General features: G+C 53.7%; 25 protein-coding genes. 12 read left to right on the top strand and 13 right to left on the bottom strand.

Annotated elements, in window-relative coordinates; genetic code table 11:
* Positions 1-201: 201 nt before the first annotated feature.
* The 5 genes from AC58P5_RS13120 to AC58P5_RS13100 all read right to left on the bottom strand — a co-directional run bounded on the left by AC58P5_RS13120 (position 202) and on the right by AC58P5_RS13100 (position 5439).
* A complete protein-coding gene (locus AC58P5_RS13120; protein WP_497387090.1) occupies positions 202-969 on the bottom strand; it encodes a C40 family peptidase in 768 nt (255 codons plus the stop codon).
* A 26-nt stretch (positions 970-995) separates the two neighbouring features.
* A complete protein-coding gene (locus AC58P5_RS13115; protein WP_497387088.1) occupies positions 996-1520 on the bottom strand; it encodes a C40 family peptidase in 525 nt (174 codons plus the stop codon).
* A gap of 220 nt (positions 1521-1740) precedes the next feature.
* On the bottom strand, positions 1741-3090 hold the full coding sequence (locus tag AC58P5_RS13110; protein ID WP_497387086.1) for a YheC/YheD family endospore coat-associated protein: 1350 nt from the start codon (positions 3088-3090) through the stop codon (positions 1741-1743).
* A gap of 489 nt (positions 3091-3579) precedes the next feature.
* Positions 3580-3921: a hypothetical protein gene (locus AC58P5_RS13105; RefSeq protein ID WP_497387084.1), complete on the bottom strand. Its 342-nt coding sequence runs from the start codon at positions 3919-3921 to the stop codon at positions 3580-3582.
* Positions 3922-4341: 420 nt separating this feature from the next.
* Positions 4342-5439, bottom strand: coding sequence for a nitric oxide synthase oxygenase (locus AC58P5_RS13100; protein ID WP_497387082.1), 1098 nt, complete (start codon positions 5437-5439; stop codon positions 4342-4344).
* Positions 5440-5833: 394 nt separating this feature from the next.
* On the opposite strand from AC58P5_RS13100, the gene AC58P5_RS13095 reads away from it, so the two are divergent.
* A complete protein-coding gene (locus AC58P5_RS13095; RefSeq protein WP_497387081.1) occupies positions 5834-5962 on the top strand; it encodes a hypothetical protein in 129 nt (42 codons plus the stop codon).
* Positions 5963-6014: 52 nt separating this feature from the next.
* Here the strand turns inward: AC58P5_RS13095 and thpR are convergent, their stop codons facing one another.
* Positions 6015-6587, bottom strand: coding sequence for an RNA 2',3'-cyclic phosphodiesterase (gene thpR / locus AC58P5_RS13090; RefSeq protein ID WP_497387079.1), 573 nt, complete (start codon positions 6585-6587; stop codon positions 6015-6017).
* Positions 6588-6726: 139 nt separating this feature from the next.
* Between thpR and serC the strand changes: the two genes are divergently transcribed.
* Positions 6727-7815 (top strand): 3-phosphoserine/phosphohydroxythreonine transaminase, encoded by a 1089-nt coding sequence (gene serC, locus AC58P5_RS13085; protein ID WP_497387077.1) that lies wholly within the window; start codon positions 6727-6729, stop codon positions 7813-7815.
* 364 nt (positions 7816-8179) lie between these two features.
* Here the strand turns inward: serC and AC58P5_RS13080 are convergent, their stop codons facing one another.
* On the bottom strand, positions 8180-8893 hold the full coding sequence (locus tag AC58P5_RS13080) for a response regulator transcription factor (RefSeq protein ID WP_497387075.1): 714 nt from the start codon (positions 8891-8893) through the stop codon (positions 8180-8182).
* A gap of 141 nt (positions 8894-9034) precedes the next feature.
* Here AC58P5_RS13080 and trmL point away from each other — a divergent pair, with 141 nt between their 5' ends.
* Positions 9035-9499, top strand: a complete 465-nt coding sequence (gene trmL / locus AC58P5_RS13075) for a tRNA (uridine(34)/cytosine(34)/5-carboxymethylaminomethyluridine(34)-2'-O)-methyltransferase TrmL (protein WP_497387073.1) — start codon at positions 9035-9037, stop codon at positions 9497-9499.
* A 152-nt stretch (positions 9500-9651) separates the two neighbouring features.
* Here the strand turns inward: trmL and AC58P5_RS13070 are convergent, their stop codons facing one another.
* Positions 9652-11007 (bottom strand): ArsB/NhaD family transporter, encoded by a 1356-nt coding sequence (locus AC58P5_RS13070; protein WP_497387071.1) that lies wholly within the window; start codon positions 11005-11007, stop codon positions 9652-9654.
* A gap of 624 nt (positions 11008-11631) precedes the next feature.
* Here AC58P5_RS13070 and AC58P5_RS13065 point away from each other — a divergent pair.
* Positions 11632-11889 carry an AbrB/MazE/SpoVT family DNA-binding domain-containing protein gene (locus AC58P5_RS13065; protein ID WP_170318711.1) on the top strand — a complete coding sequence of 86 codons (258 nt, stop codon included), beginning with the start codon at positions 11632-11634 and terminating at the stop codon, positions 11887-11889.
* A 179-nt stretch (positions 11890-12068) separates the two neighbouring features.
* Complete coding sequence (locus AC58P5_RS13060; protein ID WP_497387069.1) at positions 12069-12485, top strand: DUF2500 domain-containing protein; 417 nt, start codon at positions 12069-12071, stop codon at positions 12483-12485.
* A gap of 67 nt (positions 12486-12552) precedes the next feature.
* Here AC58P5_RS13060 and AC58P5_RS13055 read toward each other — a convergent pair whose 3' ends face one another.
* From AC58P5_RS13055 to AC58P5_RS13045, 3 genes are all read right to left on the bottom strand, one after another.
* Positions 12553-13569, bottom strand: a complete 1017-nt coding sequence (locus tag AC58P5_RS13055) for a serine hydrolase domain-containing protein (protein ID WP_497387067.1) — start codon at positions 13567-13569, stop codon at positions 12553-12555.
* Positions 13570-13920: 351 nt separating this feature from the next.
* Positions 13921-15552, bottom strand: coding sequence for a response regulator (locus tag AC58P5_RS13050; protein ID WP_497387065.1), 1632 nt, complete (start codon positions 15550-15552; stop codon positions 13921-13923).
* Positions 15549-17522: a cache domain-containing sensor histidine kinase gene (locus tag AC58P5_RS13045; protein ID WP_497387063.1), complete on the bottom strand. Its 1974-nt coding sequence runs from the start codon at positions 17520-17522 to the stop codon at positions 15549-15551. Before AC58P5_RS13045 ends, AC58P5_RS13050 begins: the two co-directional genes overlap by 4 nt.
* Positions 17523-17641: 119 nt before the next feature.
* On the opposite strand from AC58P5_RS13045, the gene AC58P5_RS13040 reads away from it, so the two are divergent.
* The 3 genes from AC58P5_RS13040 (at position 17642) to AC58P5_RS13030 (ending at position 20796) form a co-directional block, all read left to right on the top strand.
* Entirely contained in the window at positions 17642-18520 is an 879-nt protein-coding gene (locus AC58P5_RS13040; RefSeq protein WP_497387061.1) for a carbohydrate ABC transporter permease, read from the top strand.
* Complete coding sequence (locus AC58P5_RS13035; RefSeq protein ID WP_497387059.1) at positions 18521-19357, top strand: carbohydrate ABC transporter permease; 837 nt, start codon at positions 18521-18523, stop codon at positions 19355-19357. It begins immediately after the preceding gene.
* A gap of 137 nt (positions 19358-19494) precedes the next feature.
* Positions 19495-20796 carry an ABC transporter substrate-binding protein gene (locus tag AC58P5_RS13030; protein ID WP_497387057.1) on the top strand — a complete coding sequence of 434 codons (1302 nt, stop codon included), beginning with the start codon at positions 19495-19497 and terminating at the stop codon, positions 20794-20796.
* A gap of 362 nt (positions 20797-21158) precedes the next feature.
* Here AC58P5_RS13030 and AC58P5_RS13025 read toward each other — a convergent pair whose 3' ends face one another.
* Positions 21159-22613 (bottom strand): MFS transporter, encoded by a 1455-nt coding sequence (locus AC58P5_RS13025; protein ID WP_497387055.1) that lies wholly within the window; start codon positions 22611-22613, stop codon positions 21159-21161.
* 257 nt (positions 22614-22870) lie between these two features.
* On the opposite strand from AC58P5_RS13025, the gene AC58P5_RS13020 reads away from it, so the two are divergent.
* The 4 genes from AC58P5_RS13020 to AC58P5_RS13005 all read left to right on the top strand — a co-directional run bounded on the left by AC58P5_RS13020 (position 22871) and on the right by AC58P5_RS13005 (position 25980).
* A complete protein-coding gene (locus AC58P5_RS13020) occupies positions 22871-23452 on the top strand; it encodes a TetR/AcrR family transcriptional regulator (protein ID WP_497387053.1) in 582 nt (193 codons plus the stop codon).
* Between the two features lie 188 nt (positions 23453-23640).
* Positions 23641-24636 carry an NAD(P)/FAD-dependent oxidoreductase gene (locus AC58P5_RS13015; protein ID WP_497387051.1) on the top strand — a complete coding sequence of 332 codons (996 nt, stop codon included), beginning with the start codon at positions 23641-23643 and terminating at the stop codon, positions 24634-24636.
* Between the two features lie 320 nt (positions 24637-24956).
* Complete coding sequence (locus tag AC58P5_RS13010) at positions 24957-25601, top strand: hypothetical protein (RefSeq protein WP_497387049.1); 645 nt, start codon at positions 24957-24959, stop codon at positions 25599-25601.
* A 220-nt stretch (positions 25602-25821) separates the two neighbouring features.
* Positions 25822-25980: a hypothetical protein gene (locus AC58P5_RS13005; protein ID WP_497387047.1), complete on the top strand. Its 159-nt coding sequence runs from the start codon at positions 25822-25824 to the stop codon at positions 25978-25980.
* Between the two features lie 132 nt (positions 25981-26112).
* Here the strand turns inward: AC58P5_RS13005 and AC58P5_RS13000 are convergent, their stop codons facing one another.
* Positions 26113-26823 carry a hypothetical protein gene (locus AC58P5_RS13000; protein ID WP_497387045.1) on the bottom strand — a complete coding sequence of 237 codons (711 nt, stop codon included), beginning with the start codon at positions 26821-26823 and terminating at the stop codon, positions 26113-26115.
* Between the last annotated feature and the right edge of the window lie 52 nt (positions 26824-26875).

The raw sequence follows: 26875 nt of genomic DNA, 5'->3' as shown, positions 1-26875 counted from the left end.
CCCTTCTTATTAAACTGTATTATCATATGGCCGGCGGGAGCGGTTTGTGAGTTTGAAACGGGGGGTGCGGCGCCTATCCTTCTCCGGCCGGGGAACGGTCCGGAGCCTTTTGTCATACAATGAATGTACGAGTAGGGAAGAGAAGTCCGCATACGCAAATAAACCGAGAGGCAAGCTCCCGGTTTTGAAGGCCGTAACGCATTATTTGAGAATGCGGGCCGATGCGACGTAATGATTTTTCTGCCATGTGTTGTTGAGATCGCCGATGACGACATCATCCTTCTTATTCACGTTGTGGATGAATTTGTTGTTGCCGATGTAGATGCCCACATGGCCGATTTTGTTGACGGTGTCTTTGTTCTTGGCCGTAGCCGTCGTGGAGAAGAAGACGAGATCGCCTTTGCGCAGCTCGCTCTTGCTGACAGGCGTGCCTAGCTTATACTGCGCCCTTGCGCCCCAAGGCAAATGGATGCCTTCTTTGTTAAACACATACTTCGTGAACGAAGAGCAGTCGAAGATAAGGTTCTTCGTGTCGTTCTTGGCGTAACCGTACTGCACTTTACCCTCCAGAGACTTGGCGAACGAAAGAATGCTGTCCGCCTGCTTGCTCCAGGTTGCGCTGCTGGAACCGGAGGTTCCCGGTTTAGAAGGAGCCGGAGCCGGAGAAGTTGCGCCGCCGACAGCCTTTAAGTATAAGGTGGAAATATAGCCGGTTTGACCGTTATATTTCACCTTGACGTAATACTTGTTTGTATTTTCAAGCACAGTCAATTTGGTGCCTTTAGGCACGGATCCATAAATTTTTCCTTGGCTGGAATAAGGAAGTTGTTTCAGATATGGATTTCCTGTGGTAATAATAGTAGATGAAGTTGTTATTGCTGGAGCCGTCTCTGCAAAGGCGGCGCCGGCGCTAAGACTGCTTCCTGCAAGAAGACTTAGTCCCAGCACAAGCTTGGCTATTTTTTTCATAGATTTAAATCCTCCGGTGGTAAAGATTATTTGATGACTCTTACTGCGCTCACGTAATGGTTGTCCCACCAGCCGGAACCCATGTTGCTGTATTTGACGCCTCCTTCTCCGTAAGTGTGCAGGACTTTATTATTGCCGGCATAAATCCCGACGTGACCGATGCGTTTAACGGAGCTGGCGGAGTATTTCATTGTTGCTCTGGTAGAGAAGAAAACAAGATCTCCCGGTTTCAGTTCGCTGCGCTTGATCTTTGTCCCGTTTTTGGACTGATCGCGGGCACCGCGGGAAAGCTTGATGCCGTTCTGCTGATATACATATTGAACGAAAGAAGAGCAGTCAAAGGAGCTTGTGTTGCCTGTTTTGGCACCGAATTTGTAAGGTCTGCCGAGATATTTCTTGCCGAGTGTGAGAATTTTATCGCCTTTCGCTTTGAATGCGGAAGAAGAAACGGCAGCGTGCGTTTGCTGAGGAAGAGCAGTAAGTCCTCCCGAGAGGGCAATTGTGGCGCTCAGACTTGCGATGATGAATTTCGTTCCTAGTTGTTTTTTCAATGTCTTGTACCTCCATCTCGTGATGTGTCTCAGTATAGCACACACAAAGATGGGGCTAATTGGATAAAAAAGCGCAAACCCAGACCTCGTCTGGGTTTGCGCCGTTTAATTAGAAAACTATTAGAAATAGCCGAAAAGGATGCTATTGGGCGGATGAGAAGCCGTTCATTCTACTTCTCTCTGTTATTCTCCGGTTATCTCGGGTTTTTTTGCGTTTGCACTAATGATTCGCCAAGTATTTAGAATAGCGGATGACCCTGCGGACGGACGGCCTGATTTTATTGCCGCCGTCCAGCGGGGTATTGTCGTTCTTAGAAGGCTTTGAATTGATCTCCAGCAGCCACACCCGCCCGTCGGTATCGACAGCCAGATCGACCCCGAGCTCGCCGAACAAGGCGGGGATATGAGTCTGGATGCCTTCCGCTACGGCAAGGGCCGCTTTACGGATCTGCGTCGAGATCTTCTTGTGGTCCGCCGCCGGCAGAGAGGTGCGGGCGAGCGCCTCTTTGACCGTGCTGAGCGATCCTCCGCGGGCCAGGTTGGAAACGAAATGATTGGCCCCCGCAATCCGGGCGACGACGGACGTGATCGCCCATTCTCCCCGCTGGTCCTTCTGGACCAGGGCGCGGAAATCGACGGGGCGGCCGTCGGCCTGGACGAGCTGAAGACCTTGCTGGATCTGGTAGCGGCTCGTTTTCAGCTTCCCGGCCTGGGCGTTGAACAGCTTCAGCAGACTCGGGTACACTTTCCGGTTCGTGCCGTTCAGCGTAGGGATTTCACAGCTGTAAGAACCGTCGCCCAAGGCAGAGACGCGCAGAATGCCTTTGCCGAGGCTTCCCAGCACGGGCTTGAGGAAGACCGTGGCATGCTTTTTGCACATAGACTGCAGCATGGCATAATTTTTGAAGAGATACGACTCGGGAAGAAAGCTTTTGCACGCCGCCTCGTCTTTTAAAGCCTGAAAAACTTCCGTTTTGTTCAAATATTTCTCGTTAAACACTTTGGCGCCGTAGCTTGCTTTGGCGACCTGGAAAAATTGCTGGACCTTCGGCCGGTTTTCCAGAATTCGCGAGGTGAGCCGATTATAAATAACGGAAGGCATCGGGAAAGTATCCTTTTTCCAGTCTCCGGAGGCATAGTGCCAGCCGGTTATTTGCGGGCTTCCCGGCTTTATGCCGTCAACGGAGAAGAAAAACACGCGGGCTCCCTGCTCCTTGCTCGCTTCGTCCAGCTCTTTGCAAAAAGTCGTGATCCCCCCGAACAGGTTGGGGGAGGAGGGCTGAAGCGTTTTGACGAGTACGCCGATCAGCGGGTTGGAGCCGCCTGCTTTCGCATGAATTTGTGCCTCAAGAAGTTCTTCTTCGGTCAGCCCGTCGATACGGCCGGTCTCTACGGAACGGCGCTGCGGGTTTTCGGCGGCATCCTGGATGGACCGTGTTGCTTTCTCGGGTCCCGTTGAGCCGCCGATGGGCGGGGTCTTGCTCTTGGAAGATCGCGGATCCACCCGGAGCAGTCCCGCCGGAAGTGTTGATGCTTGCCGCGCTTTGCGGGACGGTACCATTTTGGCCATATACAATCCCCTTCATCAAACGAATCTCCTGCAAGCAGTTTATTAGAAGGGAAGGGTTGTTGTGCCTGTACGCTGCCGCGGATTTACCGGACGGAATACTTGAGGAAATAATGAGCGGCCAGCGATAAAAGGACAAGCGCCAGCTGTACGATCCCCAGCCACACTGTAAATGTCTTTTCCTTGTGCCAGCCGCTTTCCCGGCACATTCACCGGCGGGGAGTAGCCGCCGGGATTTATCTGCTTGACGGACATGAAGGCTCCCATTTCCAGTGGCTTGGAGGTTTCTACCATATCAAGGCGTCAAATGAAGCCTTCGCGGGGACCGCGGATCACATGCTCGGTTTGCGGCCGCTCAAAATATCTTCTATATAAAGGCTCGGTACCACCATCTGCGGTTCGGGCTTGTATAGGGGGCTTACTATTGATCATCCCAGGTGCTTTCATTCATAAGGGGCTTGTAAGTAGTTCAACAATGCTTGCGTTTATGATTTACTGGGCTACAAAGTCCAGAGATAAAGGCAGATTATTTGAAGGCTGAACGATAGTATGAAGCGTATAAGCCGGTGTATGGTTAATAACGATACCATTCCCTTTGTCTACATGACGGTTAGTCACTGTACTTATTTTATAATTGATAAATGCGCCGCTGGTTCTGCTCCCATACAGGGTATAAACATTCGGAAGGCCGCTGGAATTGGTAATGTTAATGTTGTATGTATAGTCCGTACACCAGTAAGCGACCCTGATTTTTCCGTTGAAGGATACGGGAGCCTGATTTTGTGAGTTTCCATCGATATCCCATCTGGACATAAGCGTTTCTTGTTCATTCATATACCCGCCGTCGTCGCTTTGCGTAATAGTTTTGGCAGGGGAGGCGCTCGTCAAAGTAACCGTATCGGTTATTTTTAAAAGGAATAAAAGATTAAAATTTGTCTACCCATTCTTCTATCGAATCCATTCCTTTCTTTCTATTTTTCCCTATTTATATATTAAAATGAAAATGTTTACAGTCGCAATGCATCCCTTTCTTAGAGTCATCATTTTACCATAAATTGTAATTGCGTTCCTATAAATGAAGGAATCTCCATCTAAAGAGGGAATGCATGCAAAAAAGCCCGTGCACGAAGCACAGGCTCTTGCGGAGCGAATCAGCTGCAGTCACGGCTCTCTCAAAGAATACCGGCATTTGATAACGGTCTGGGCGGTATTTTAAACGGGCTTAATCGGACGTAAATCGGCCGCGGGCCCCGGTCATTTCCCGTAGGGCTTATCCTGGTAATAGAAGTTCGGGGATTTCCAGGTGTTCTCATACTTACTGTGAAAAATAGGCGTGGTCGCCGGGGATACCGGAGGAATCAGCCACGTCCAGTCTCCGGTTACTTCCCGCCTCGCCTGCACTTCCTGCTGCTCGAACAGCTGAAATTGCTGGGCTGCCGTATGATGATCGACAATGGAGACGCCGGCGCTGCGGTAGGAATGATACACGGCGGCATTCAGCTCGATCAGCGCGCGATCCTTCCAAAAGGTCGCATTCGAACCGGTATCGAGCCCCATGAGGGAAGCCGTCCGCGGAAGCAGGTTGTATCTGGTCTCGTCAGCCAGATTGCGGGCTCCGATTTCGGTTTCCATGTACCAGCCGTTAAAAGGGGCGGCGGGATAAGAGATGCCGCCGATTTCCAGCCGCATGTCGGCGATAATAGGAACGGCGTACCATTTCAGCCGCAACTCCTCGAACCCTGGCAGATCGGGATGACGGAGGGGAACCTCCAGCACGAGGTCGCGGGGAAGCTCGAACCACCGGGGAGCGTCGTCGCCGATTTGGATGACCAGCGGAAGCAGATCAAATTGCGTTCCTTCGCCCTCCCAGCCGAGCTCCCGGCAAATCTGTGTAAAGGGGATGGAGTTCGGGTCGCCGACCGGCCCGTTCTCCGTCTCGTAACCGGCGTAACGGATGAGCTGGTGGTTCCAGATGCGAACGGGACAGCTGCCGTCTTTCCCGGCGGGGGGGAGAACGGTGATGGCCGGACGGATTTTACCGTCATTCGTGGCAAAACGGATATGAGTAAGAAGAGCGTCGCGTACTTCTTCGAAGGTGCCGATATGACGGCCGTCAAATACGCTGAGCGTGTTCCAGAACAGACGGCCGATGCAGCGGTTGCTGTTGCGCCAGGCTAACTTGGCGCCGTATTCCAGTTCTTCCGGCCTATGTACGTAAGTGCCGGTTTCTTCGATTTGGGCGCGGACTTCGAGCCATCGTTCTTCGGCTTCCTTTTCGCTGTAACCCCATTCGCTGTAGCAGGTATAGAGGAAGGCGCGGGCTTTTTCCGCGATGTCGTTAGTTGAGTTCATTCGAATGCCTCCTTGGTTCAAGGATCGGCACGGGGTAGACCGTTAGTCCTTGCTAATTATGAGCGTAACACAAATTCGCGGACATAAATTCGACAGTTTTGGGAACGCGTGCGCTGCCCTGTCAGGATGTCTCCGGCGGCGGTTTTCATGCGGGAGGGAAGGGAGGGGGCCGCGATGACAAGCTGAACGGGGGGGAGCGGGGTTGTGACGCATGGGCGAACGGGGCAGGGCCCGGGCGGGCGCCTTCGAGCGAGCGGGATGCCGGGGAGCGGAGCAGGCAGGGCCGCCGGGTAGCGCAGTCGAACGAGCGGGTGCGAGGGAGCGGAGCTGTGGCGCAAGGGCGAACCGGGCGAGGGAGCCCGATAGGAGGCTGAGCGCGCGAGGAGCGCAGGATGTGCTCAGCGAAACGAGCCATGCGGTCGAGTGGGGCTGCAGCGCATATGCCCGCCGGATGGCGCCGTCTAGCGAGCGGGAGATCGGGAACGTTAAGCGGAGCGAGATCAGTGCCGGAGCGTCGGGCTAGGGCAGGGCCGCCGCGGCAAAAAGGCCGCTGTAACGTACCGGCGGCCCTTCCTTCACCCGCGCAGAGCAAAAGCTCCTGCGCGTTCATACATCGGTGACCGGCCCATATGGGTCCGGTACACCACGATCTCTTCCGCCTTCCAGGAGGCGGAAGGAGACTCGCCCGGCGCGTCCAGCAGTTCACGCGCCCATTTGCGCCCGCCTGTATAGCGGCGGGCGAGCGTGATGTGGGGCCGGTAGGGCCGATCTTCCGGCTCGAAGCCGAGCGACGAGCAGGCCGCCTCCACATCACGCTGCAGCCTTTGCAGGGCATCCAAATCGCCCTGCAGCCCGGCCCAGAGGATGCGCGGGGCATCCTTCGGGCCGAAGGTTCCCGCTCCCGCCGCGGTAAGCTCCAGCGGAGAATGAGCCCCTGCCGCTTGCTGGAGCAAGGGGGAGAGGGCGGGCAGCGTAGACAGAGGCGTGTCGCCGATAAACTTCAGCGTAATATGGAAATCCTCGGGATGAACCCATTTGTGGAAGGTGGTTCCTGAATCTCTCAGCCTCCCGGTCCAGCTCCTCAGATTTTCCCTGACGGGTCCGGACAGAGGAACGGCGACGAACAGGCGCTCTAACGGTTCGGTCATGTCGGATTTGCTCCTTTTGCGTAAGCTTCTTTTAATTTTGACGGAAAGGCCCGTATCCATGCAACTTTCTCTTGATGGTGCTGGCGAATACTGCTATCATAGCGATAAATCAAATGAAGCAGAGGGTGTGGAGAGAAAAATGGGAAACCGTGCTTACAATTTTAACGCCGGTCCGGCGGCTTTGCCGCTAGAAGTGCTGGAGCAGGCGCAGAAGGAATTTGTCGACTACCGCGGCATCGGCATGTCGATTATGGAAATTTCGCACCGCAGCGCAGAGTATGAAGCGGTGAACAAGGAAACGCAAAACCTGCTTAAAGAATTGTTCAGCATTCCGGACGGCTACAAAGTGCTTTTCCTCCAAGGCGGAGCAAGCACACAATTCACCATGATTCCCATGAATTTTCTGCAAGCCGGACAAACCGCGGCCTATGTTCAAAGCGGCGCGTGGGCGGACAAAGCGATCAAGGAAGCGAAGCTTTTCGGGGAAACCGCGGTTGCGGCGAGCTCGAAAGATCAGAAGTTCATGCGCATGCCGGATCTCGGTGCGCTCAACCTGTCCGATCAGACGGCTTATCTGCATGTCACGTCGAACGAAACCATCGAAGGCTCGCAGGTTCAAAGCTACCCGGACACCGGCAGCATTCCGCTCATCGCGGATATGTCCAGCGATATTCTCAGCCGTCCGGTCGACGTCTCGAAGTTCGGCCTGATTTACGCGGGCGCTCAGAAGAACCTGGGTCCTTCGGGTGTAACGGTCGTTATTTTGCGGGAGGATATGCTGGAGCGCGCGAATGCGAACCTGCCGACCATGTTCAGCTACGATACCCACGTGAAGAACGATTCGCTTTACAACACACCGCCGTCTTACTCGGTGTATATGATCAATCTGGTGCTGCACTGGATTAAACGCCAGGGCGGACTTGCCGCACTGGAGAAGACCAACCGCGACAAAACCGACCTGATTTACAACACCATCGATGCCAGCGGCGGTTTCTATCAAGGATGTGTCGATGTGGAGAGCCGTTCGAGAATGAACATCACGTTCCGTCTGCAATCGGAAGAGCTGGAGAAGCTGTTCGTCAAGGAGTCCCAGGCAAACGGATTTGTCGGGCTGAAAGGGCACCGCAGCGTCGGCGGACTGAGAGCCTCGACTTACAACGCGGTTCCTTACGAGTCGTGCCAGGCGCTCGCCCAGTTCATGAACGATTTCAGTAAACGCAACGGGTAGTTATTCCGTTTACAAACAGGCATCCTTCTTTATCATGACCGCAAAACGGGGCCCCGCAAAGGGCCTCGTTTTTTTTGCTGCCGGAATACGCCCCTGCCGGGAGAAGCCGCGGCGCTATCCTGGGAGGCGACAAGGCTGGGCTGGGCGCGATTTTCCCCAAAAACCGGAACACGAGCGGTAGAATCCTGCACGGTCTTAAACGTTCGCTTTGCAGGGATTGAACAAGCGCCTGAAAGTCGCGTGAGCTTTTGTCCCGGACCTCCCGCGAAGCGACTAACCAGGTCCGTAAATCCATAAAAAAGGAACGGCGGAATCATCCGCCGTTCCTTTTTACTCCTTCTGTACGCTACTTTTCCGGCGGCCCTTAGGCCAGGCTTTCTTTAATGGCGGGTTCGGTCAATTTGTAGCCGACGTTGCGAATGGTCATGATATATTCGGGTGTCCGTGCGTTGGCCTCGATTTTATCTCTAAGATGAGAAATGTGGACATCGACGATACGGGTGTCGCCGAGGAAGTGGTAGTCCCAGACGCCGTGCAATAGCTGCTGGCGGCTAAGTACTTTGCCTCTGTGCTTGCAGAGGAACACAAGCAGCTCGAATTCTTTGGGGGTCAGATCAACCGGCTTGCCCGCGCAGGTCACCTCGCGCTGATCGGGACGGATGCTGAGCTGGCCGATCGTGATCGGAGCTTCTTCGCCCGAGGCGGGAAGGGTCTGGATGCGCCGGATGATCGCCTGAATGCGGGAAATCAGCTCCTGCGGACTGAAAGGCTTGGTCATATAATCGTCGGCACCGTTATCCAGTCCGGCGATTTTATCCGATAAATCCTGCATGGCGGTGAGCATAATGATCGGAACGAGGTTGTTCTGGCTGCGCAGCTTGCGGCAGACCTGCAAGCCGTCCATTTTGGGCAGCATCAGGTCGAGAACGATAATGTCGGGACGGAACTGGCCAATGACGTCAAATACAGCTTCACCGTCATATACACACTGGACTTCGAAGCCTACGAGCTTCAGATTGAACTCGATGAGCATGGAGATCGAAGGTTCGTCATCTACGACTAGCACTTTTTTCTTCATGAATCGGTCTCCTTTGGGTTCGGTTATTAGCTCTATTATCGCACCTATGTATCACGGTCATATTAAGAACACGTAAAACGAGTGTTAAAATTGCGGAGCGGAAAGTGGTATACTAGCAGAGGAAAGAGGTGAACGTGCAGCATGGCTTTTCACATCGTATTGGTTGAACCCGAAATTCCGGCGAATACGGGCAATATTTCCCGGACCTGCGCAGCGACAGGAACTTACCTGCATCTGGTGCGGCCGCTCGGATTTTCAACGGACGACAAAACACTGAAACGGGCAGGGCTCGACTACTGGCATTCCGTCAAACTGGAATATCACGATTCTTTTGAAGAGATCAAAGAGAAATATGCCGGAAGCCGGTTCTTTTTTGCCACCACGAAAACGGATAAGCGGTATACGGATTTCGAGTTCCGCGACGGCGATTTTTTCGTTTTCGGCCGAGAGACGAAAGGGCTCCCGCCCGAAATTCTGGAGGCTCATCCCGGCCAGACCATGAGAATGCCGATGTCGGATGCGGTCCGCTCGCTGAACTTGTCGAATTCGGCGGCTATCGTCCTGTTCGAGGCGCTCCGCCAGAACGATTTTCCGGGACTCCGGTAAACAGGTACAAAAAACCCTAAGGAGAAGGGAACCAGCCCTCTTCTCAGGGTCTCCTGAATACACCCAAACTTAAACGCTCTTGTTGACATAGATTATGGTAAGCATTCCTTCTACATGAACGGTCTTCGATTTTCGAAGATCGTTTTTTTCTTTTAAAAAATCCAGGAGATCCAGTAAGCGAGAAAGACCAGCGTGAAGAGCAGGGTAACGGGAATGACCGTGATTGTCACTTTCAGATACTGGCTCCAGGTCAGCTCGACCTTGCCGGTTTTCAGAATATGCATCCACATCAGGGTGGCAAGCGTTCCTATGGGGAGAAGAAGAGAACCGATATCGCTGCCGATGACGCTGGCCAGGTAAGAGATTTTGAGCGTCAGCGGATCGAGCCCCATATGCGTTAACGTAAGCGTCCCGATCATCAGTGCGGGATGGTTGTTGAAGATGTTGGAGAGCAGGCTCAGGAGGGTGCCCATCAGCACGCTGGCATGAAGCAGGCTTCCGCTTACTATCGGTTCCAGCAGCCGGATCAGCAGGTTCGTCAAGCCGATATTGTGCAGTCCGTAAATGATGATATACATACTGAAAGCGAACAGAAGAATGTTCCACGGTGTTTTACGGATCATGTCGGCCGGAGAAATTTTCAGCCGGTACCACCGCCAGGCCAGCAGGAGAGCGGAACCGATGACGGCCATAGCGGGAACGGGAAAGTGGATGTAGGAGGCGGCAAACAAGCTTAGACGCACGCCGAATACGAAGAGGAGAATGTTCCGCATAAACCGGGCCCGCTGTCCGTCGTCCAAGTCGGAAGGACTGCTTTTGAGCGGATGGTTACCGATGCCGGGCGCCGTGTATTTCCAGGAACCGGGTCTCAGGACGGGAATGGTTTTGGGCAATATCTTGTAGAAGTTCATGAACAGCAGCAGAGCCAGCAGAACGAGTCCGAGAGAGGCGGGAATGAACATCATGGCCGTGTGCATGTAGAGGTCCATATCGACCATTTTTAACGCGATGAGGTTGACGATATTGCTGACTCCGATAGGCGCGCTCGAAGCCGTTGCGATCAAGGCCCCGGACAGCAGGTAGGGAATTTTCTGATGATTTTTGAGCTTGAGGTTGCGGAGCAGCATGAGCAGAATCGGAGTCGTAATGAGGATGCTGCCGTCGTTATTGACGAAGAGCGTCATCAGAAAGCAGAACAGGTTCGTGTACCAGAACAGCCGGATGCCGGAGCCTTGCGCTTTCTCCGATAATTTCTCCGCCGCCCATTGAAAAAAACCGAAGCTTTCGAGAACGATGGCCATCACAATGGTGGCCATAATCGTAACGGCGGCTCCGCCGATCGTTTCGGTAATGCTGCCCAGGCCGGCCAGAGAAACGCTGCCGCTCAGCAGGATAATCAGAGCCCCGACGGATGCGGGAATGGCTTCGTTAATGTCCGGTCGCCAGAAAATAAACAAGAGAGTGCCGAGAAATGTGAGAACGGTTATCGGGATAAGGAATTCATCCATGTCTGATTTCACCTCCCTTCTTTCCGAAAAGAAGGACCTTGCGAACGGAAACTAGCTTCCCTAGTTTTTTTCCCTCCTTTATACTTGTCTGCTATATTTAGTTGTAATGTATGATATGTTTATGGAGGATGGCAGGAACTAAGCTTTATCCTAATTTCACCAGTTTCAACGATTCCCTCTCCTTGACAAATGGTTTGAAGGGGCAGATGGTTGGTCGTGACAGTTGAAAGGCCGGATGTTTCCCGGTGTGGATAAACGGGATTTCGTGACGGGCGGAGGTGGGCCGGAAGGTTCATTTCGAATTTCGGGAAAACCGGGGAGTCCGGGATTCGGTGCGGGATGGTATGAGTCTAAAGCAGCAGTCCGGTGTCCGCGGAAAGAGAGTCCGGGCGGCTTTTGCCCAAAATCTTCTAGGCGTATAGGCGTATCCGGGGCTAGTTTGCAAGCCGGACAAAGGTTCTTTTGCTCTGGTGCTTAGGAATCTTGTAATCTTCCCCGTTTTGTATCCCCGAATAAAAAGAATATAACGAAGTTAGAAGGAATTAGCAGAAATTTGGCGAATAAAAACGGGTATAGATTGTAAAGCCGATTATACTTCGGTGAAATGAGGTGAGTGGCACAATGATGAAACCAGCTGGAGTTGTCCGTAAAGTGGATCAGCTTGGACGTATCGTATTACCTAAATCGCTGCGTAAAAGATATCAAATGAACGAAGGCGATCCGGTCGAAATTTTAGTACAAGGGGACCATATTATCCTAGAGAGATACCGCCCTAAATGCGTGTTCTGCGGAGAGATGGACCATGTCAACGAATTTAAAGAGCGTCACATCTGTTCCAATTGTCTGGGCGAAATGAACGCAATGAAACAGCCGAGAGTCTAGTTTTAGGGCTTATTTCCTATTTTTCGCCAGGCAGATTTAACACACGAGTTGAAAAGCGCCGTTTCCTTCGGGAGACGGCGTTTTTTCATGGTCCCGCCTTTTTTTCGCCCCCTAAAAGCAAGAGGATATGGTAAAATCAGGGCAGATCTTTCAGATGGGGAAAAGAAGGAGAGAGAGCCGTGATAAACATAGACGGTATAGGGTTCGGAGACGGACCGGGGATGTTCGGTCTAATATCGGCGTTGTTCCCGATTATTTTCATCGCCATTCTGGCGTTTATCGGATTTACCCTGGTGAGAAGCATCCTGCAGTGGAACCACAACAACAAACAACCGGTACTTACGGTAGAAGCGCGGGTCGCCACGAAGCGCACGCAGGTATCCCACCATCATTCGGCTTCGAACGAATCCATGCACAGCCACTCCACGGACACGGCCTACTTCGTCACATTCGAGGTGGAGAGCGGCGACCGGATCGAGTTTCGTATAAGCGGGTCCGAATACGGCCAACTTGTGGACGGGGACATGGGGAAGCTGAATTTTCAGGGTACCCGGTATCTCGGTTTTGCGCGGCACCGGGTGGTAAGTTATCCATAGGCCTTGGCGGCTGGACTCCGGGGAAGAGTGAATAAATTAAAGGAGCTGAGAAATCAGCTCCTTTTTGCTAGGTTAATTCTTTTTCAATACCGGCAATCATTTCGAAAGCTCCGTCGGATTTGTTGGAACAGACCACGATAGACCGTGACTCTGTGGGATAATAAACCGACCTGAAGTTCACGCCCGGGTCATACCCCATTAAAATATATTTCTCTACATCCTGCCGCCGAAGTTTCATTCGCAGCCCGTATCCGTAGTAAATATCGTTGTTTACATGCATATGGGGCTGCAGCAGCATAGAGGTCGTTTCTTCGTTTAATAATTCAAATTTCATTAAACTTTCCCAGAATTTCATCATATCCGGTGCCGTTACATAAGCCCCGCCGTCCGGGCCGCCTTTTGCGGGAAGCGAGAATACATTGGTTTTCCAGCTTCCGTCTTCATGATCGATATAGCCGGCTGCCGTACGTTCCGGCAAACAATCGGCTTCAAAGTATCCGGAATCCGTCATGTCCGCTTCGGCAAAAATAAATGTCTCTACATAGTCGCTGAAGGGAAGCCCGCTCAGGTGTTCAACAACCAGTCCTAAAACAATATAGCCTCCGTTGTTGTAATGGAAAACATGACCCGCCTCATGCTTCATCTTCTTTTCCGCAAATAAGGGGAGGAAGTCCTGAGGGCGTCTAACGCGGTACATGGGATAATGAGTCCATAAGTCTTCGAAATTGTCCATGATCTCTTCATCGAAATAATCGGGTATTCCTGAAGTATGCGTCAACAAATGATGAATGGTTATGTTTTTATCAACATTTTTAAACTCAAAAGGGAGACAGTCCCGCAGCTTGGAATCGAAAGAGAGTTGCCCTTTCTCCACTAGTTGGCAGATCGCTACGGCTGTGAAAAGCTTGCTTCCGGATGCTATCCCGAAGCGGGTATCTGCCCGGTTAAGGCTGCCTTCGGAACGGTTGGCATAGCCGCCGCTGAAGGCAGTGAGAATTTCTTCCTTGTTTCTCGCAAGGGCTGTACCGGAAAACCCGGTCGCCTCTCTAAGTGCTTGCATAGACTTGCTGATGATTTCTTTCATGCCGTTTCCTCCGCTCTTGTGCATGGAACGGTATCGTTCCCACGCCTCCTTATTCCCATAAAAAAATCCCCACCGCAGCCGGACAGAACAAGAAATTCATTCTGTTGGCTATAGTGGGGATCATTTCATATCCAGGGCTTTCATTTGTCCGCATTACGGGCGGACCTTACAGGCCTTTGGTTTTATCCTCGTTGTACGAAGATGTGAAGATGGCCACGATAAACATGGTAAGCACTGCAATAATGATCCAGAAAGCATGAGACATCCAATCGCACCTCCAAGTAAACATACGTTAGCCTAATTATACCCAATCGTCATTCAAAAGAAAATGACAAAAATGTGAACAAGCCTTTACATCATCGGCTGATTGGCTTTCCGGTATTCATTCGGGGAGCAGCCGGTCACTTTTTTGAACACTTTGCTGAAATATTTCTCGTCGCTGTAGCCGGCCATTTCACTGACCTGGGAAATCCGCAGGTTGGGATTCATCATGAGCAGCTTCGCTTTGTCGATACGGATAGCGCCCAGATAGTCGGAAAGATTCGTCCCGAACTCCTGCTTGAATTTGCGCGATATATATTCGCGGGAGAGGAAGAAACGGCCGGCGATATCCTGCAGCGAAATTTCCTCATGATAATGCGTCTGCAAGTATTTCGCAATGTCGTAGATGACGTTCTTCTCGCGATGCTGCCTTTTCAGCAGATGCTTCGAAAGCTGGACGAACGAATGCGTCAGCTCCTGCTGCCAGTCGGCAAGCGAGAGCGTGCCCTGCTCGTTCAGCGGGACGATGGTCTGCCCGTTCCCGGCCTCCGAGCGCACCTCCGCGAGCAGCTCTTCGGGACCGTCCGGGAAGAAGTCCTCGATCCACCGGCCCCGCATGGTGTCCGCCTCGCGGCGCCACTGCTCGATCTGCTCGAGTGTAATGGCGCTCAGGCTGCGCACGCCGTCGAACCACGCCTGCACGGCGGAGGTGATCTCTTCGGCGCTGCCGCTGCGGATCGCCGTCCGGATCACATCCTCGAAGTCGCTGAACCGCAGCCGCCTGGGCTGAATCCCTTCGGGCCGGACAGCCTCGTGAATCCAGCCGGCGCGGCTGAGCAGATTGCGCTGGCGCAGCGCGTCGCGGGCTTCGCGGTAAGCCGCCGGGAGGCCGTCCGGGAAGGCGTGCAGCCCGCTTAGCCCGAAGTCGAGCCGGCTGTGCAGGGCGGTCCGGATGCCTTCGTTGATATCCCCGAGCAGGGTGGGGACTTTGTCCGGCTCGCCCCAGACCAGGAGCACGATCTCGTTGGAGCTCCAGTAGCGGAAGGCGGCTCCGCGGCTGCGGCAGTGCAGAAACTCGTTGCAGATGTTGATCAGCGAGAAGAAGAGCAGGTCCGTGTTGCGGCCGAATTTGTTCTTCAGCTTCGTCTCCATCGTGACCATGCTGAGGATGGCGATGCGGCACATGTCCGTTCCCGCCGAAAGCCCCCATTCGGCCTGGAGATCCCGGACGGCGCCCGGATTCTGGGCGGGCTCGTCGAGCAGCCCGGACAACTGCCGGTCCCAGTAGACCGGCTTGATACGGTTCATCTCGATGTTCCGCTCCACGCTCCGGGACCGTTCATGCTCTTCTTTCTTCCAGCTGGCCACCGCCTTGGCCAGCGCCTCGTTGACCTGATCCGGATCGATCGGCTTCAGGATATAGTCGGTTCCGCCGTATTGGATCGTATGGCGGACGAGGGCGAAATCATCGTGGCCGCTGATTACGATCGATTTGGCGGAGGGCTCGTTGGCCTGCAGCCATTGGAGCAGCTCCACGCCGCCCCTTACCGGCATCATCATATCCGTGATGATGATCCGGGGCTTCTCGCGCCCGATCACTTCGATGGCTTCTTCTCCGTTTTCCGCCTCGAATACCTCTGTGATGCCGTGTTCTTCCCATTTGATTAGCATCCGCAGGGCATTGCGGACGTGTTTCTCATCGTCTACGAGTAATGCGATCATGTTGTTGTATCCTCCCCGAGCGGAATGCGCATCGTAATCCGGACGCCGTGCGGGTCCGTATTTTCAAGTGTCAGCGAAGCTCGCGGATCGAAGTAAAGGCGCAGTCTCGTCCTCACGCTGCCGATCCCGATTCCGCCTTCTTCGTCCATCCCGGTCTCCTCGCGCATAACGGCAAGTCCGGCTTGCAGTTCCGTGAGCTTGTCCTCCGGGATGCCGCGTCCGTTGTCCTCGACTTCCACGAAGAGGACGGGCTGAGCGAAGGTTCCGCCGCCGGGAGCGGCCGAAACCTGAGCCGCCATTGCCGCGGAATCTTCGTCCGTCCGGGATTCCGGCGCGTTTCTCAGAGCGGCGCCGGCTGCGGGTCCGCTCTCTGCGCCGATCCCTTCTGGCCCCGCTTCTCCGTCCGGTTCGGGAGGGACCCCGTCGGGTCTCGTCCCACCGCCGGGTTCAAGCCGGGCCCGCACTGTCAGTTGGCCGGGTCCGAGCTTCGGATCGAAGCCGTGCTTGAAATAATTTTCGACCAGCGGTTGAATGATCATCTTCGGAACCTCTATCCCGAGGACGGCTTCGTCCAGCTCGAAGTCCGTGTTGAATTTGCCCTCGAACCGCTCCTTCTGGAGCTCCAGATACGCTTTCACATGGCCGATTTCCATGGAGAGAGGGACGGCTTCCTGGTTCGTGTTCATGCTGTAGCGCATCATTTTCGCCAGCGAGTTGATCAGCGCGTAGATGCGCGGAACGTTATGCTGGAGAGCCAGCGTACCGATGGACTGCAGCGCGTTGTTCATGAAATGCGGGTTGATCTGGGCCTGCAGCGCCTTCAACTGGTTCGTTTTATTGGCGATGTTCAGCCTATACTCCCGCAGAATCAGGTTGTTGATCGTCTCCATCATCGTGCGGAACCGGCGGACCAGGATGCCGATTTCGTCTTGGCCTTCGCCGTCTACGCGGGCCGTCAGATTACCGGCCTGGATCTGGTTGATCGTTCCGATCAGTTTTTTGATCGGAGCGGTAATGCGGATCGTCACGAACAAAGTGGCCGCAATGACAAGCAGCAGGGAAACCGCCGCGATGATGATATTGATCTGGGTCAGGCTCCGCGCCCCTTCATACAAATAGCTGTGCGGGATTTCCTTCACGAGCGTCCACTTCATGTAAGGGGTGTCCATTTTTTCGTACAAATAAACCGACTTGTTCATTTCCAGCTGGCCGCGCGTTTCCTGCGAATCCAGAACCGGGCCCGTCCAGGCACTGGCAAGGGGCTTGCCGATCAGGTCGTTGTCTCCGGAATAAACGACCACGCCCGACTGGTCGAGCAGGTATAGACGTTCATGCCGCTTGTTGAAAAGCTGGTCGGCAATGTCCTGAATCGCCTCCAGTTTGATATCGATGGACAAAGTTCCCAGCCATTCCGTCGTCGGGACGTTGTAGATGGCCCGGTGTAATGTTATGACGGGGCGGGGGTCATAATAAGGTGGACTTTGCCCCAGGCCGTATATGGAACTCATGTGCGTAGGCTCCACGACGGAAGAGAGGTTGCCGGTCGTATAAGGCTCGCTGAAATTATCCGTATCGTAGCCGCGCTTCGGGATGTCCCCGATGAGCAGCGTAGATCTGCGGGTTTTTGCCATATAGAAATAGATCTGGTAAATGCCGTCCACGGAGTGAGTCAGATTTTGCAGCAGGGTATAGGTCTGGGCCTCGTTCGTATAATCATGCACATTCCGCCGGAGCATCAGAAGAATGTTCGGATCGTTATAGAGGGAAAGCGAGTTGCGGTTCAGCGTGTCCATGTACGCCTGTACATTCGTTTTGCCCTGGTAAATCAGATTCGCGTTCTCCTGAATCAGCTTGGTTCCGACCGAACGGGTGGTGTAGAAGTACGTGACGATCATGGAGATCACGATCGGAATGACGGTTGCGACCAGCATGAGCAGGATGAGGCGTGTACGAATGCTGCTTTTGTTCATCGGGCAGACTCCTCAGATCAATATATTCCACCTAACGGTTCACCTCGTGCGGTAGTGGGGAGCGGGTGGAGCGCCCTATACTAAATACACAACCTTCCGTAGAAAAAGGAGGAAGACAGATGCATAAGCGTTCATCGCAATGGGGTCAGCAATTATTTTTTCTCGGACCTGCGGTCCTGTTCTTTACCCTGATCCTTATCATCCCTTTCCTGCTCGGCATGTACTACTCGTTCACGAACTGGAACGGGGTGTCCGGCGAAGTCAGTTGGGTAGGCTTTGATAATTTTAAAAGAATCTTTACCGGGGATCAAGATTTCTGGAGTGCGTTCTGGTTTACCGTCCGGTTTACGATCGTGGGCGTCGTGCTGTCCAACCTGGTCGGATTCGTTCTGGCGTATCTGCTGACGAGACCGCTGAAGACCCGGAATTTCCTGAGAACGATTTTCTTTATGCCGAACGTAATCGGCGGGCTTCTTCTCGGTTTTATCTGGCAATTTATTTTTGTAAAAGGATTCTCCGCTATCGGCGAAATGACGGGAATCGGCTTCTTCAACCTTCCGTGGCTCGGGGATGCCACCACTGCCTTCTGGGGCATTGTCATCGTGTTCGTCTGGCAGACAGCCGGGTATCTGATGGTCATTTACATCGCGGCTTTCAGCAACGTGCCCAGAGACGTCATCGAAGCGGCGCAGATCGACGGAGCTACGCAGGGACAAGTCCTGCGTTCCATTATGATTCCGCTTATCATGTCGGCCGTTACCGTCTGCCTGTTCCTCGCCATCTCGTGGACGTTCAAAATGTTCGATCTTAACTTGTCGCTGACGAAAGGCGGACCTTTCCGCTCGACCGAATCCGTTGCGATGAATATTTACAGCGAAGCGTTCCAGAACAACCGGTACGGTCTCGGAACAGCCAAGGCGCTGGTGTTCTTCATCGTCGTCGCGGTCATTACCTGGCTGCAGGTCCGTTTCACGAAAAGCAAGGAGGTCGAAGCGTAAATGGAAGCACAGAACCGTTACTCCGGGCGTGTGTTTGCCGCCGAAATCGTAACGTTTGTCCTCGCTCTTCTATTCCTTGTCCCGTTTTACTTCCTTCTCGTGAACTCCGTGAAAAGCTTCGGCGACCTGCTTTCCAATGCCGCCAGCTGGCCGGAATCGTTTCACTTCGAGAATTACAAGCGGGCCTGGAGCATCACCAAATTCCCGACCGTCTTCTGGAACTCTCTGATCGTGACCGTGATCAGCAACATCGGCATCGCGCTCATCAGCGCCATGGCGGCTTACCGGCTGGTGCGGTATAAAAGCCGCATCAACCAAATCCTGTTCGGCATGTTCGTGGCCGCGATGGTCATCCCATTCCAGTCGATCATGATTCCGCTCGTGAAGGTCCTCTCCGGCGTAGGCCTGATGGACAGCCTGTGGGGCCTGATCATCTGCTACCTGGGATTCGGGGCGCCGATGGCCATCTTCCTCTTCCACGGATTCGTGAAATCGATTCCTTTGGAGATCGAGGAGTCGGCTGTCGTGGACGGAACGTCTCCTTACGGCGTGTTCTGGCGCATCGTGCTGCCGCTGCTTAAGCCGATGTTCGTAACCGTCATCATTCTCAATGCTCTCTGGACGTGGAACGACTATCTGCTGCCGTCGCTCGTTCTGCAAGATCAATCCCTGCGGACCATTCCGCTGGCCACGTTCTCGTTCTTCGGCCAGTATATGAAGCAGTGGGATCTGGCTCTGCCGGCGCTCGTGCTCGGCATTACGCCGATCATCATTTTCTTCCTGGCCATGCAGCGCTATATTATCGAAGGAATTACGGCCGGATCGGTTAAAGGCTGAGTGAGGATCGGACAAAGCATGTGAGGTCAATTTGTTCCACTCAACAGATCAACAGCCTCCGTGTTAACGGCTCTATCCGGTCTATATAATGAAGAGGTCACCCAGAAAGACGTAAGACCATAAAGGGAGGTTTCACTATGAAAAAGCTTTCTACACTCGCACTCGTTTCCGTATTCGCGATGTCCACCGTGCTCGCAGGCTGCGGAAGCGGCGATTCCGGTAAAATCGCGGAAGGCGGCAATGCGGCCGAGGGCGGAACGAAAACGATTAAAATCTTTCAATTTAAAGTCGAAATCGCGGAAGCGTTGAACAAAGTCAAAGCGGAATACGAAAAAACGCATCCCGGCGTGAAGCTGGACATCCAGACCGTAGGCGGAGGCGCGGATTACGGTGCGGCGCTCAAAGCGAAGTTTGCGGGTGGCGATACGCCGGACATTTTCAATAACGGCGGCTTCCAGGAAATGAACACGTGGATGGAGCATCTCGAAGATCTCTCCGACCAGCCTTGGGTAAAAGATCTTGTTCCGGTTGCGAAAGAACCGATGACCAAGGACGGTAAAATCTACGGTCAGCCAATGGGACTGGAAGGCTACGGCTTTATATACAACAAGGACCTGTTCAAAAAAGCCGGCATCACCGAGCTTCCGAAAACGCTCTCCCAGCTGGACGAAGCCTCGAAGAAACTTCAGGCGGCGGGCATCACGCCTTTCGCGAACGGCTACCAGGAATGGTGGGTGCTGGGCAACCATACGCTTAACGTCGCGTTCGCCAACCAGCCGGATTCCAACAAATTTATTGCCGGTCTGAACGCCGGAACCGAGAAATTCAAGGGCAACCCGGTCTTCGAGCAGTGGACCAAGATGGTGGATCTGACCCTGAAATACAGCAATAAAAATCCGCTGACGACCGACTACAACACGCAGGTCACGCTGTTCGCGAATGGCCAGGCCGCTATGATGCAGCAGGGCAACTGGACGCAAGTCCAGATCGACGGCATCAACAAAGACCTGAGCATCGGCATTCTTCCGATGCCGATCGGCGACGACGCGGCCCAAACGGACAAGCTTTATGTGGGCGTTCCGAACAACTGGGTCATCAACAAGAACTCCAAAGTCAAAGCCGAAGCCAAGGAATTTTTGAACTGGCTCGTATCCTCCGATGCCGGCAAAACTTTTATCACCCAAGACTTCAAATTCATTCCGGCCTTCACGAACATCGAAGCCAAAGCCGAAGATCTCGGCGACCTGGCCGCGGATATTATGACGTACAGCAAGGAGAACAAAGTTCTGGGCTGGAACTCCTCCAAGTATCCGGAAGGCGCCATGCAGGAATTCGGAGCTACCATGCAGGCTTATGTGGCCGGCAAGAAAACGAAGGATCAGATGTTCGACGACTTCCAGAAAACGTGGGATAACCTTAAAGGGAAAACCGCGCAGTAAGGAAAAAGCAGAGGAGACGCTTGCGATGTGAATCGCAGGCGTTTTTTTGTGTGTGGTAAAGCTCGCGGATGTATGGCGGGGAGTGGCTCCCATAAGCGAATTAAACGTAGTGAAATGCACAGAATTGTAGTGGGCGAGTTGGGAGAACGGGGATAAGTGAATGAGCGGGAGGACAGGCGGGGAGACATAGCCAAGAGGAAATGAAGGGAAAACGAAGGAAGAATGAGGCGGAATTGATGGGTGAATGAAGGGAGACAAAGAGGAGAGTGAATGAAGAACGAAGGGGAAACGAAGAGGAGAGTGAAGGAAAACCAGTAAACGGAGGAAAAGCGGTCCCTTATCCGTAAGGGTACCGCTTTTGGTTATTCGGGACCATGCCCTCGTGTAACGGCCCAGAAGAGAAGGGCCAGCCCGCTGACGGCAGCCCCGAAAAGGCACACTCCGTTCCAGCCGGCGGCGGCGTACAAGCCTGTCGAAGCAATCGCTCCGGTGGCGCTGCCGAGCGAGTAGAAGATCATGTATCCGGCAGTCAACCGGCTGCGTGCTTCTGGACGTACGGTGAAGATCAGGCTCTGGTTCGTCACATGGACGGCCTGTACGGCAAGGTCCAGCAGAATCACGCCAACGACCGCGGCCGCAAGTGAATGGGGCGTGAAGCCGATGAAGCCCCAGGACGCCAGCAGCAGAACAAGCGCCATGCCGGTGGTGCGTTGTCCCAGGCCCCGGTCGGCCAGCCTGCCCGCTTTGGCGGCGGCTAAAGCTCCGGCTGCTCCGGCAAGGCCGAACGCCCCGACGGCCGTATGGGAAAGCGACAGCGGAGGCGCGCTGAGAGGAAGGACAAGTGCGGTCCACAGGGTGCTGAATACGGTAAAGATCAGGAAAGCCAGTACAGCGCGTATCCGCAGCAGGCGCTCTTCCGCAAACAAAGTGAAAACCGACCGGAGCAGCTGCGGATAAGAGAGCGCCGTCTTCTTGTATAGGACATCCGGCAATACCCGGTACAGGGCGGCTCCCGTAACGAACATCAGCAGCGCCGAGGTGAGATAAACCGACCTCCAGCCGGCCAGGTCCGTCAGGGTGCCGGCGAAGGTCCGAGCGAGAAGGATACCGATTACGATGCCGCTCTGCACGACTCCTACGAGACGTCCCCGTTCAGCGGGGGAAGCGAGGGTGGAGGCGTAAGCGACAAGCACTTGAGTCACGACGGCGAGCAGTCCGACTGCGGCCATTCCGGCCAGAAGTACCGGAGCGGAAGGAGCGGTGCCGACAATCAGGAGAGCCCCGGCAGCCAGCAGCATTTGAACGGCAATCAGCCGCCGCCGGTTAAGCAGATCGCCGAGGGGGACGAGCAGCAGCAGGCCCAGAGCGTAACAAATCTGCGTTACGGTAACGACAAGGCCGACAGCGGCGGGAGCTACACCGAATTCCGCCGCCAGAGCGTCGAGCAGAGGCTGCGCGTAGTAAATGTTGGCCACGGCGAGTCCGCATGCGGCCGAAAAAAGCAGCGCCTTCGATGCGGACAGAGAAGACGGTGCCGAAGTCTGGGCGGGGAATGAGGCTGATGACGAAGCCGGATGGGATTCCGAATCCGCGGACAAGGCCCGTGGCGATGCCGGTGCGGGTACCAAAGCTGAGGGCAAGGCTGCTCCCGGTGACGGTTCCGAAACCGGCGCCGATATCTGATCCTGAGCGGGAGCCTCCGTCTCTGTCTGGATCGGGATGGAAGCTTCTCCGACCGGTGTGGCTGACGCGTCTTTCGGACCGGATGCTCCAGCCTCTTGACCGGCCGGGTTACTGATTTTGCAGGGGGTAACCATAGTTCATTCCTCTCCTTTTAGAGAATTAGAAATCATAAAATACCAATTGGTACATAATGATTGTTAAATTACCAGTAAACGATGTATCTGTCAAGGACAATTACGGATACAGCAGAAATTAGAAACAGCAGGAAAAGGATGCTTTTATTCAGTAATGCTAGAGATAGGAGTAAAAGTGACCTATGATTTATTGACAAGAAACAGCATGAAAACTAAAATGATAATATACCGAACGATATATTAAAGGGGGTGTTCAAATGGTCCGGCAGAGAGAATTCGATGAGGAGACGGCCTTGGAAGCGGCGATGCAGCTTTTTTGGGAAAAAGGATACGAGGCCGCTTCGTTAACCGAATTAACGGCAAGAATGGGTATACAACGGCCGAGCATGTATGCCGCTTTCGGCAGCAAAAAGGAGTTGTTCGAGGCCGCTCTGCGCAAATATACACAGGTTCACGCCGCCCGCGTCCGGGCCAAACTGCACAGTCGCGCTTCCGTAAAAGACGCCTTCCGCGCTTTGTTCGAAGGAATTGTAGCGGATGAATACGAGGGAAGCCTGAACCGGGGATGTTTCAGCATTAACACAATGGTGGAGCTGGCGCCCCACGACGAGAAATTCGAGATTCTGACAAGGGAGCATCAGCTGTACCTTTCGGTTATTTTCCAGGAAACGATCGAACGGGGGATACGCTCCGGCGAGCTGGATTCTGCTCTTCAGGCAAGGGGTGCGGCCCAGGTCCTGCTTGTGTCGCTGATCGGGCTTACCGTCATGCTGAAATCCCGTCCTGACAGGCAGTTCGCCGAGAACACGGTAGAGACACTGCTTACTTTGCTTCGCTGACGGTTTGAAAAAAAACAGACGTACCACACCGCTCGCAGCTCCCAAGCATGCGGTGTGGCGCCGGAAAAAGGCCGCCTGATCCGGCTGAGAGTGTAATCGAACCGATTACATTTCGTAAGCGAAGGGTATAGTAAAGAGGAGGTTTAACGTCGTTTAACTTGTCTTTCTACTAGTAAAGAAGGTGACTTATGACATACGATTCGATTATTGTCGGCGGAGGCATTGCGGGGCTGCAGGCGGCCATCCAGCTTGGACGCTACGGCCATCGCGTCCTGGTTATTGACGCGGGTTACGGCCGTTCTACCCTGTGCGCCAACTACCACAACGTGCTCGGTTACCCGGACGGGATATCCGGCGAAGAGCTGCGCCGCACGGGACGGGGCCAGGCCGAGTCGGTCGGTGCCGAGTTCGCCGAAGGACTGGCCGTCCGGCTGGCAGGCTCGCTGGAGTCCGGTTTCCGCGTCGGCGTGCGGAGGCTGCGGCCGGACGAGCGGGGCGGTGGGCATCCGCTGGCGGCGCACGATCCCGGCGGACGGGGGCTGCCCGGCGTGTCCGGGGCCGAGCCGGACACCGAATACACCGGTGCCACGCTGCTGCTGGCTACCGGTGTGATGGACCGCTTCCCGGAGCTGCCGGGGCTGCGGGAATGCCTCGGACATACGGTGTACGTATGTCCGGACTGCGACGGCCACGAGGTGGCGGGCCGCCGCACGCTCGTGCTGGGCGCGGGCAATCCCGGCGCCGGCATGGCTTTGACCCTGCGTCCGCGGACGGACCGGCTCACGTTCGTGAATCACGAACGGAGCCCCGTTAACGCGGATCTGCAGGAGAAGCTGGAGCGCGCCGGTATCGGCACCGTCGCCGGACCGATTGCCTCCATCCTGGAGGATGGAGGCAGGATCGGCGGCGTGAAGCTGCCCGGCGGCGAGACGCTGTCCGCCGAGAGAGGATTTCTCGGCTTCGGCGGCAATGCCGTCCATTCCGGTCTCGCCGCGCAGCTTGGCGTGGAACGGATGGAGAACGGCCATCTGCTGGCCGACCCGCGCAGCAAGGAAACGAACATCCCCGGCGTTTACGTGGCCGGAGATATCGGCGTACATGCGGAACAGCTTACCGTCGCGATGGGCGAAGGCGCCATGGCGGCCATCTGGATGAACAAAGCGATCCGCAAGAAGAACAACTGACCGCACGACAAAGGCGGAGGACGGCACCTGTCAGACAGGAGGCCGGTCCCTCCGTCTTTTTTTAGTGCCCGGCGGCGTGGAAGGCTAAGATTACGTGAGAGTTCGACGTGGCGTGAGGCGAGGTGACGTGACGTACGTGACGATCCTGCCGATTCCTTTTTTCGATAAAAAAGTTTCAAAAGAAGGTTGTAAAAGCCGGGCTCTGTTCGCCTTATTAAGTGAAGGAGCAAGGCCGTGCCTTTTTTCAAGGCTCAGGCCGTCCTGCGGGAAACGCGGGGATCAGCTCCTACCTTTGAATGAACCCGAGGAGGAACAAATCTATGGCGGAGTATGCGAAAATTTTACGGTGGACCAAGAGCGATGCGGTTTACGGTCTGAAAACGAATATTCAGCTGCCTTCCGGCGCATCGGTCGGAACGACCGGCGGTTTTATTAACTTTTATTTGGGCGTTTACGGGTCCAATACGAATTACGAGTGCGGCCTGTCCACGAACTATACGGAAGCGCAGAACGGCAAATGGCACTGGTTCTGGAACACGGGAGCCGCCAATGACGGCGGGGCCTTCAATCTTGCGGCCGGAAGCACCGTGCCCATCGAGCTGTCCGTCAACAGTTCGAACAAGCTGGACTTCAAAGTAAACGGCACCGTGGTGAAAACTTTTGCCGGCGCGACGGGCTCTTTCGGTTCGCTTACGAGTGCGCGGCTGGTAGTCGCGGCCTGCGACCGGTCGTTTACGACGATTCCGAATCCCCTGCCGAATTGGAATACGCTTCACAATCAGGTCGTATGCAGCGGCATCAGCTTCCGGAGCAGCGCGGGTGCCTGGACGATAATGTCCTCTGCGAACTCGACACCGCCGTCTTCAACCACATTCTGGCCGGACGGCTACACCCATACGGGAACACCGGCCGATTACACCAAGGTCGTGTCCACCGGTCAACTGATCGCTTCGCTTAAGCGTTAAAACGAAAAGGGCCTTTTCCACGTGTACACGGGGGAAGGCTCTTTTTTTGCCGCGGGAGAGCTGTGTGCGCTGTGCGCTGTTTATAGGAAAAGATGCAGCGGCCTATATACACATAGACGTTCGTCCAAGGAAGTTTTAAATTCGAACGTGATAAATATCTGGAAAGGATGTATGATATTTCTATATTGTAATTATTTCCTGAATAAATGAGGTGAATGTTTTGACAGAACGCCCGAACGAGAACCCGACGCCGGAGAAAAATCCGTGGAGCCTGACGATCCGGCTGCTGAATATTTTACTGATACTGGTTATTGCCGGTATAGTCGTTTATGTAGGCTTATGGTTTGTCGCTATCTATGGAATGAATGTAAAGGGGTGAAAGGCTTCTCGGCGAGAGGCCTTTTTTTATGCAGGTTTTTTTACTCCCTGGCCTTAATTTTTTAGTGGAAAGTCGGGGCGAGATAATAGAAAAAAACCAGCAGCGTGCGCTACTGGTTTTAGCTAAAACATTTTATTGTTGGGTTAAATTACACCAAACAGTGGTATTGTTCCAATTGCCATTAAGTTTATATTTAAAATCTGCGCCTAAATTAATTCCAACGCTAACAATGATGCCGGGTTCTGATTCATTAAAATTGAATGTAGTAAGGGAACCCCAATCTGTTGCTTTATAATTGTATGTATTATAAACAATAGTATTGCCACCTACGAGACCATATGCTACTGCCTTTACCCTTGGTTGTCCTGCTGCTTCTGTAATATTATAACCATTTTTCCCCACGATTTGTTGAATCACTGTACCCGTTGATTGAAAACCTGCAAATCCTGCCCAATTAACGCTAAGTGTTGCATTTCCATATGCACAAGCTCCGATATAGCTGTTGTTTTCACAGTTGTTTCCTCCATATTTTACGCTACTTCCTATTGCCATTGGTGTTATTAAAGAAGTGCCTTGCATTTCGTCACTCGAAACTATAAATTGCCCCTCTTTTTTTGCTTCTTCTATTAATTTTTCTAATTCATTTTTTCCTCCTTTCAATTCTTTTCTTGTGACTGTAACCTCAACACCATTTTTATGAAATGTGTTTTCAGAACTTTGTATTACTTCCAGGCCCTTAACCTTTTCTTTGTTATTAATTGATTCTTCAGCAAAGGCAGAACCAGTGACCATAATAGACAGAGCAAGAACAAAGGCTAAAGATAAATAACAAATTTTCTTCATAATAATTCCTCCAAAGGATATATTTTGTTTCGTTTTTATTATACATCATTCC

Source organism: Paenibacillus sp. JT31N7 (assembly GCF_059692095.1).
The sequence above is the reverse complement of the archived record's forward strand: the minus strand, read 5'-3'. Positions and strand labels throughout refer to the sequence as shown.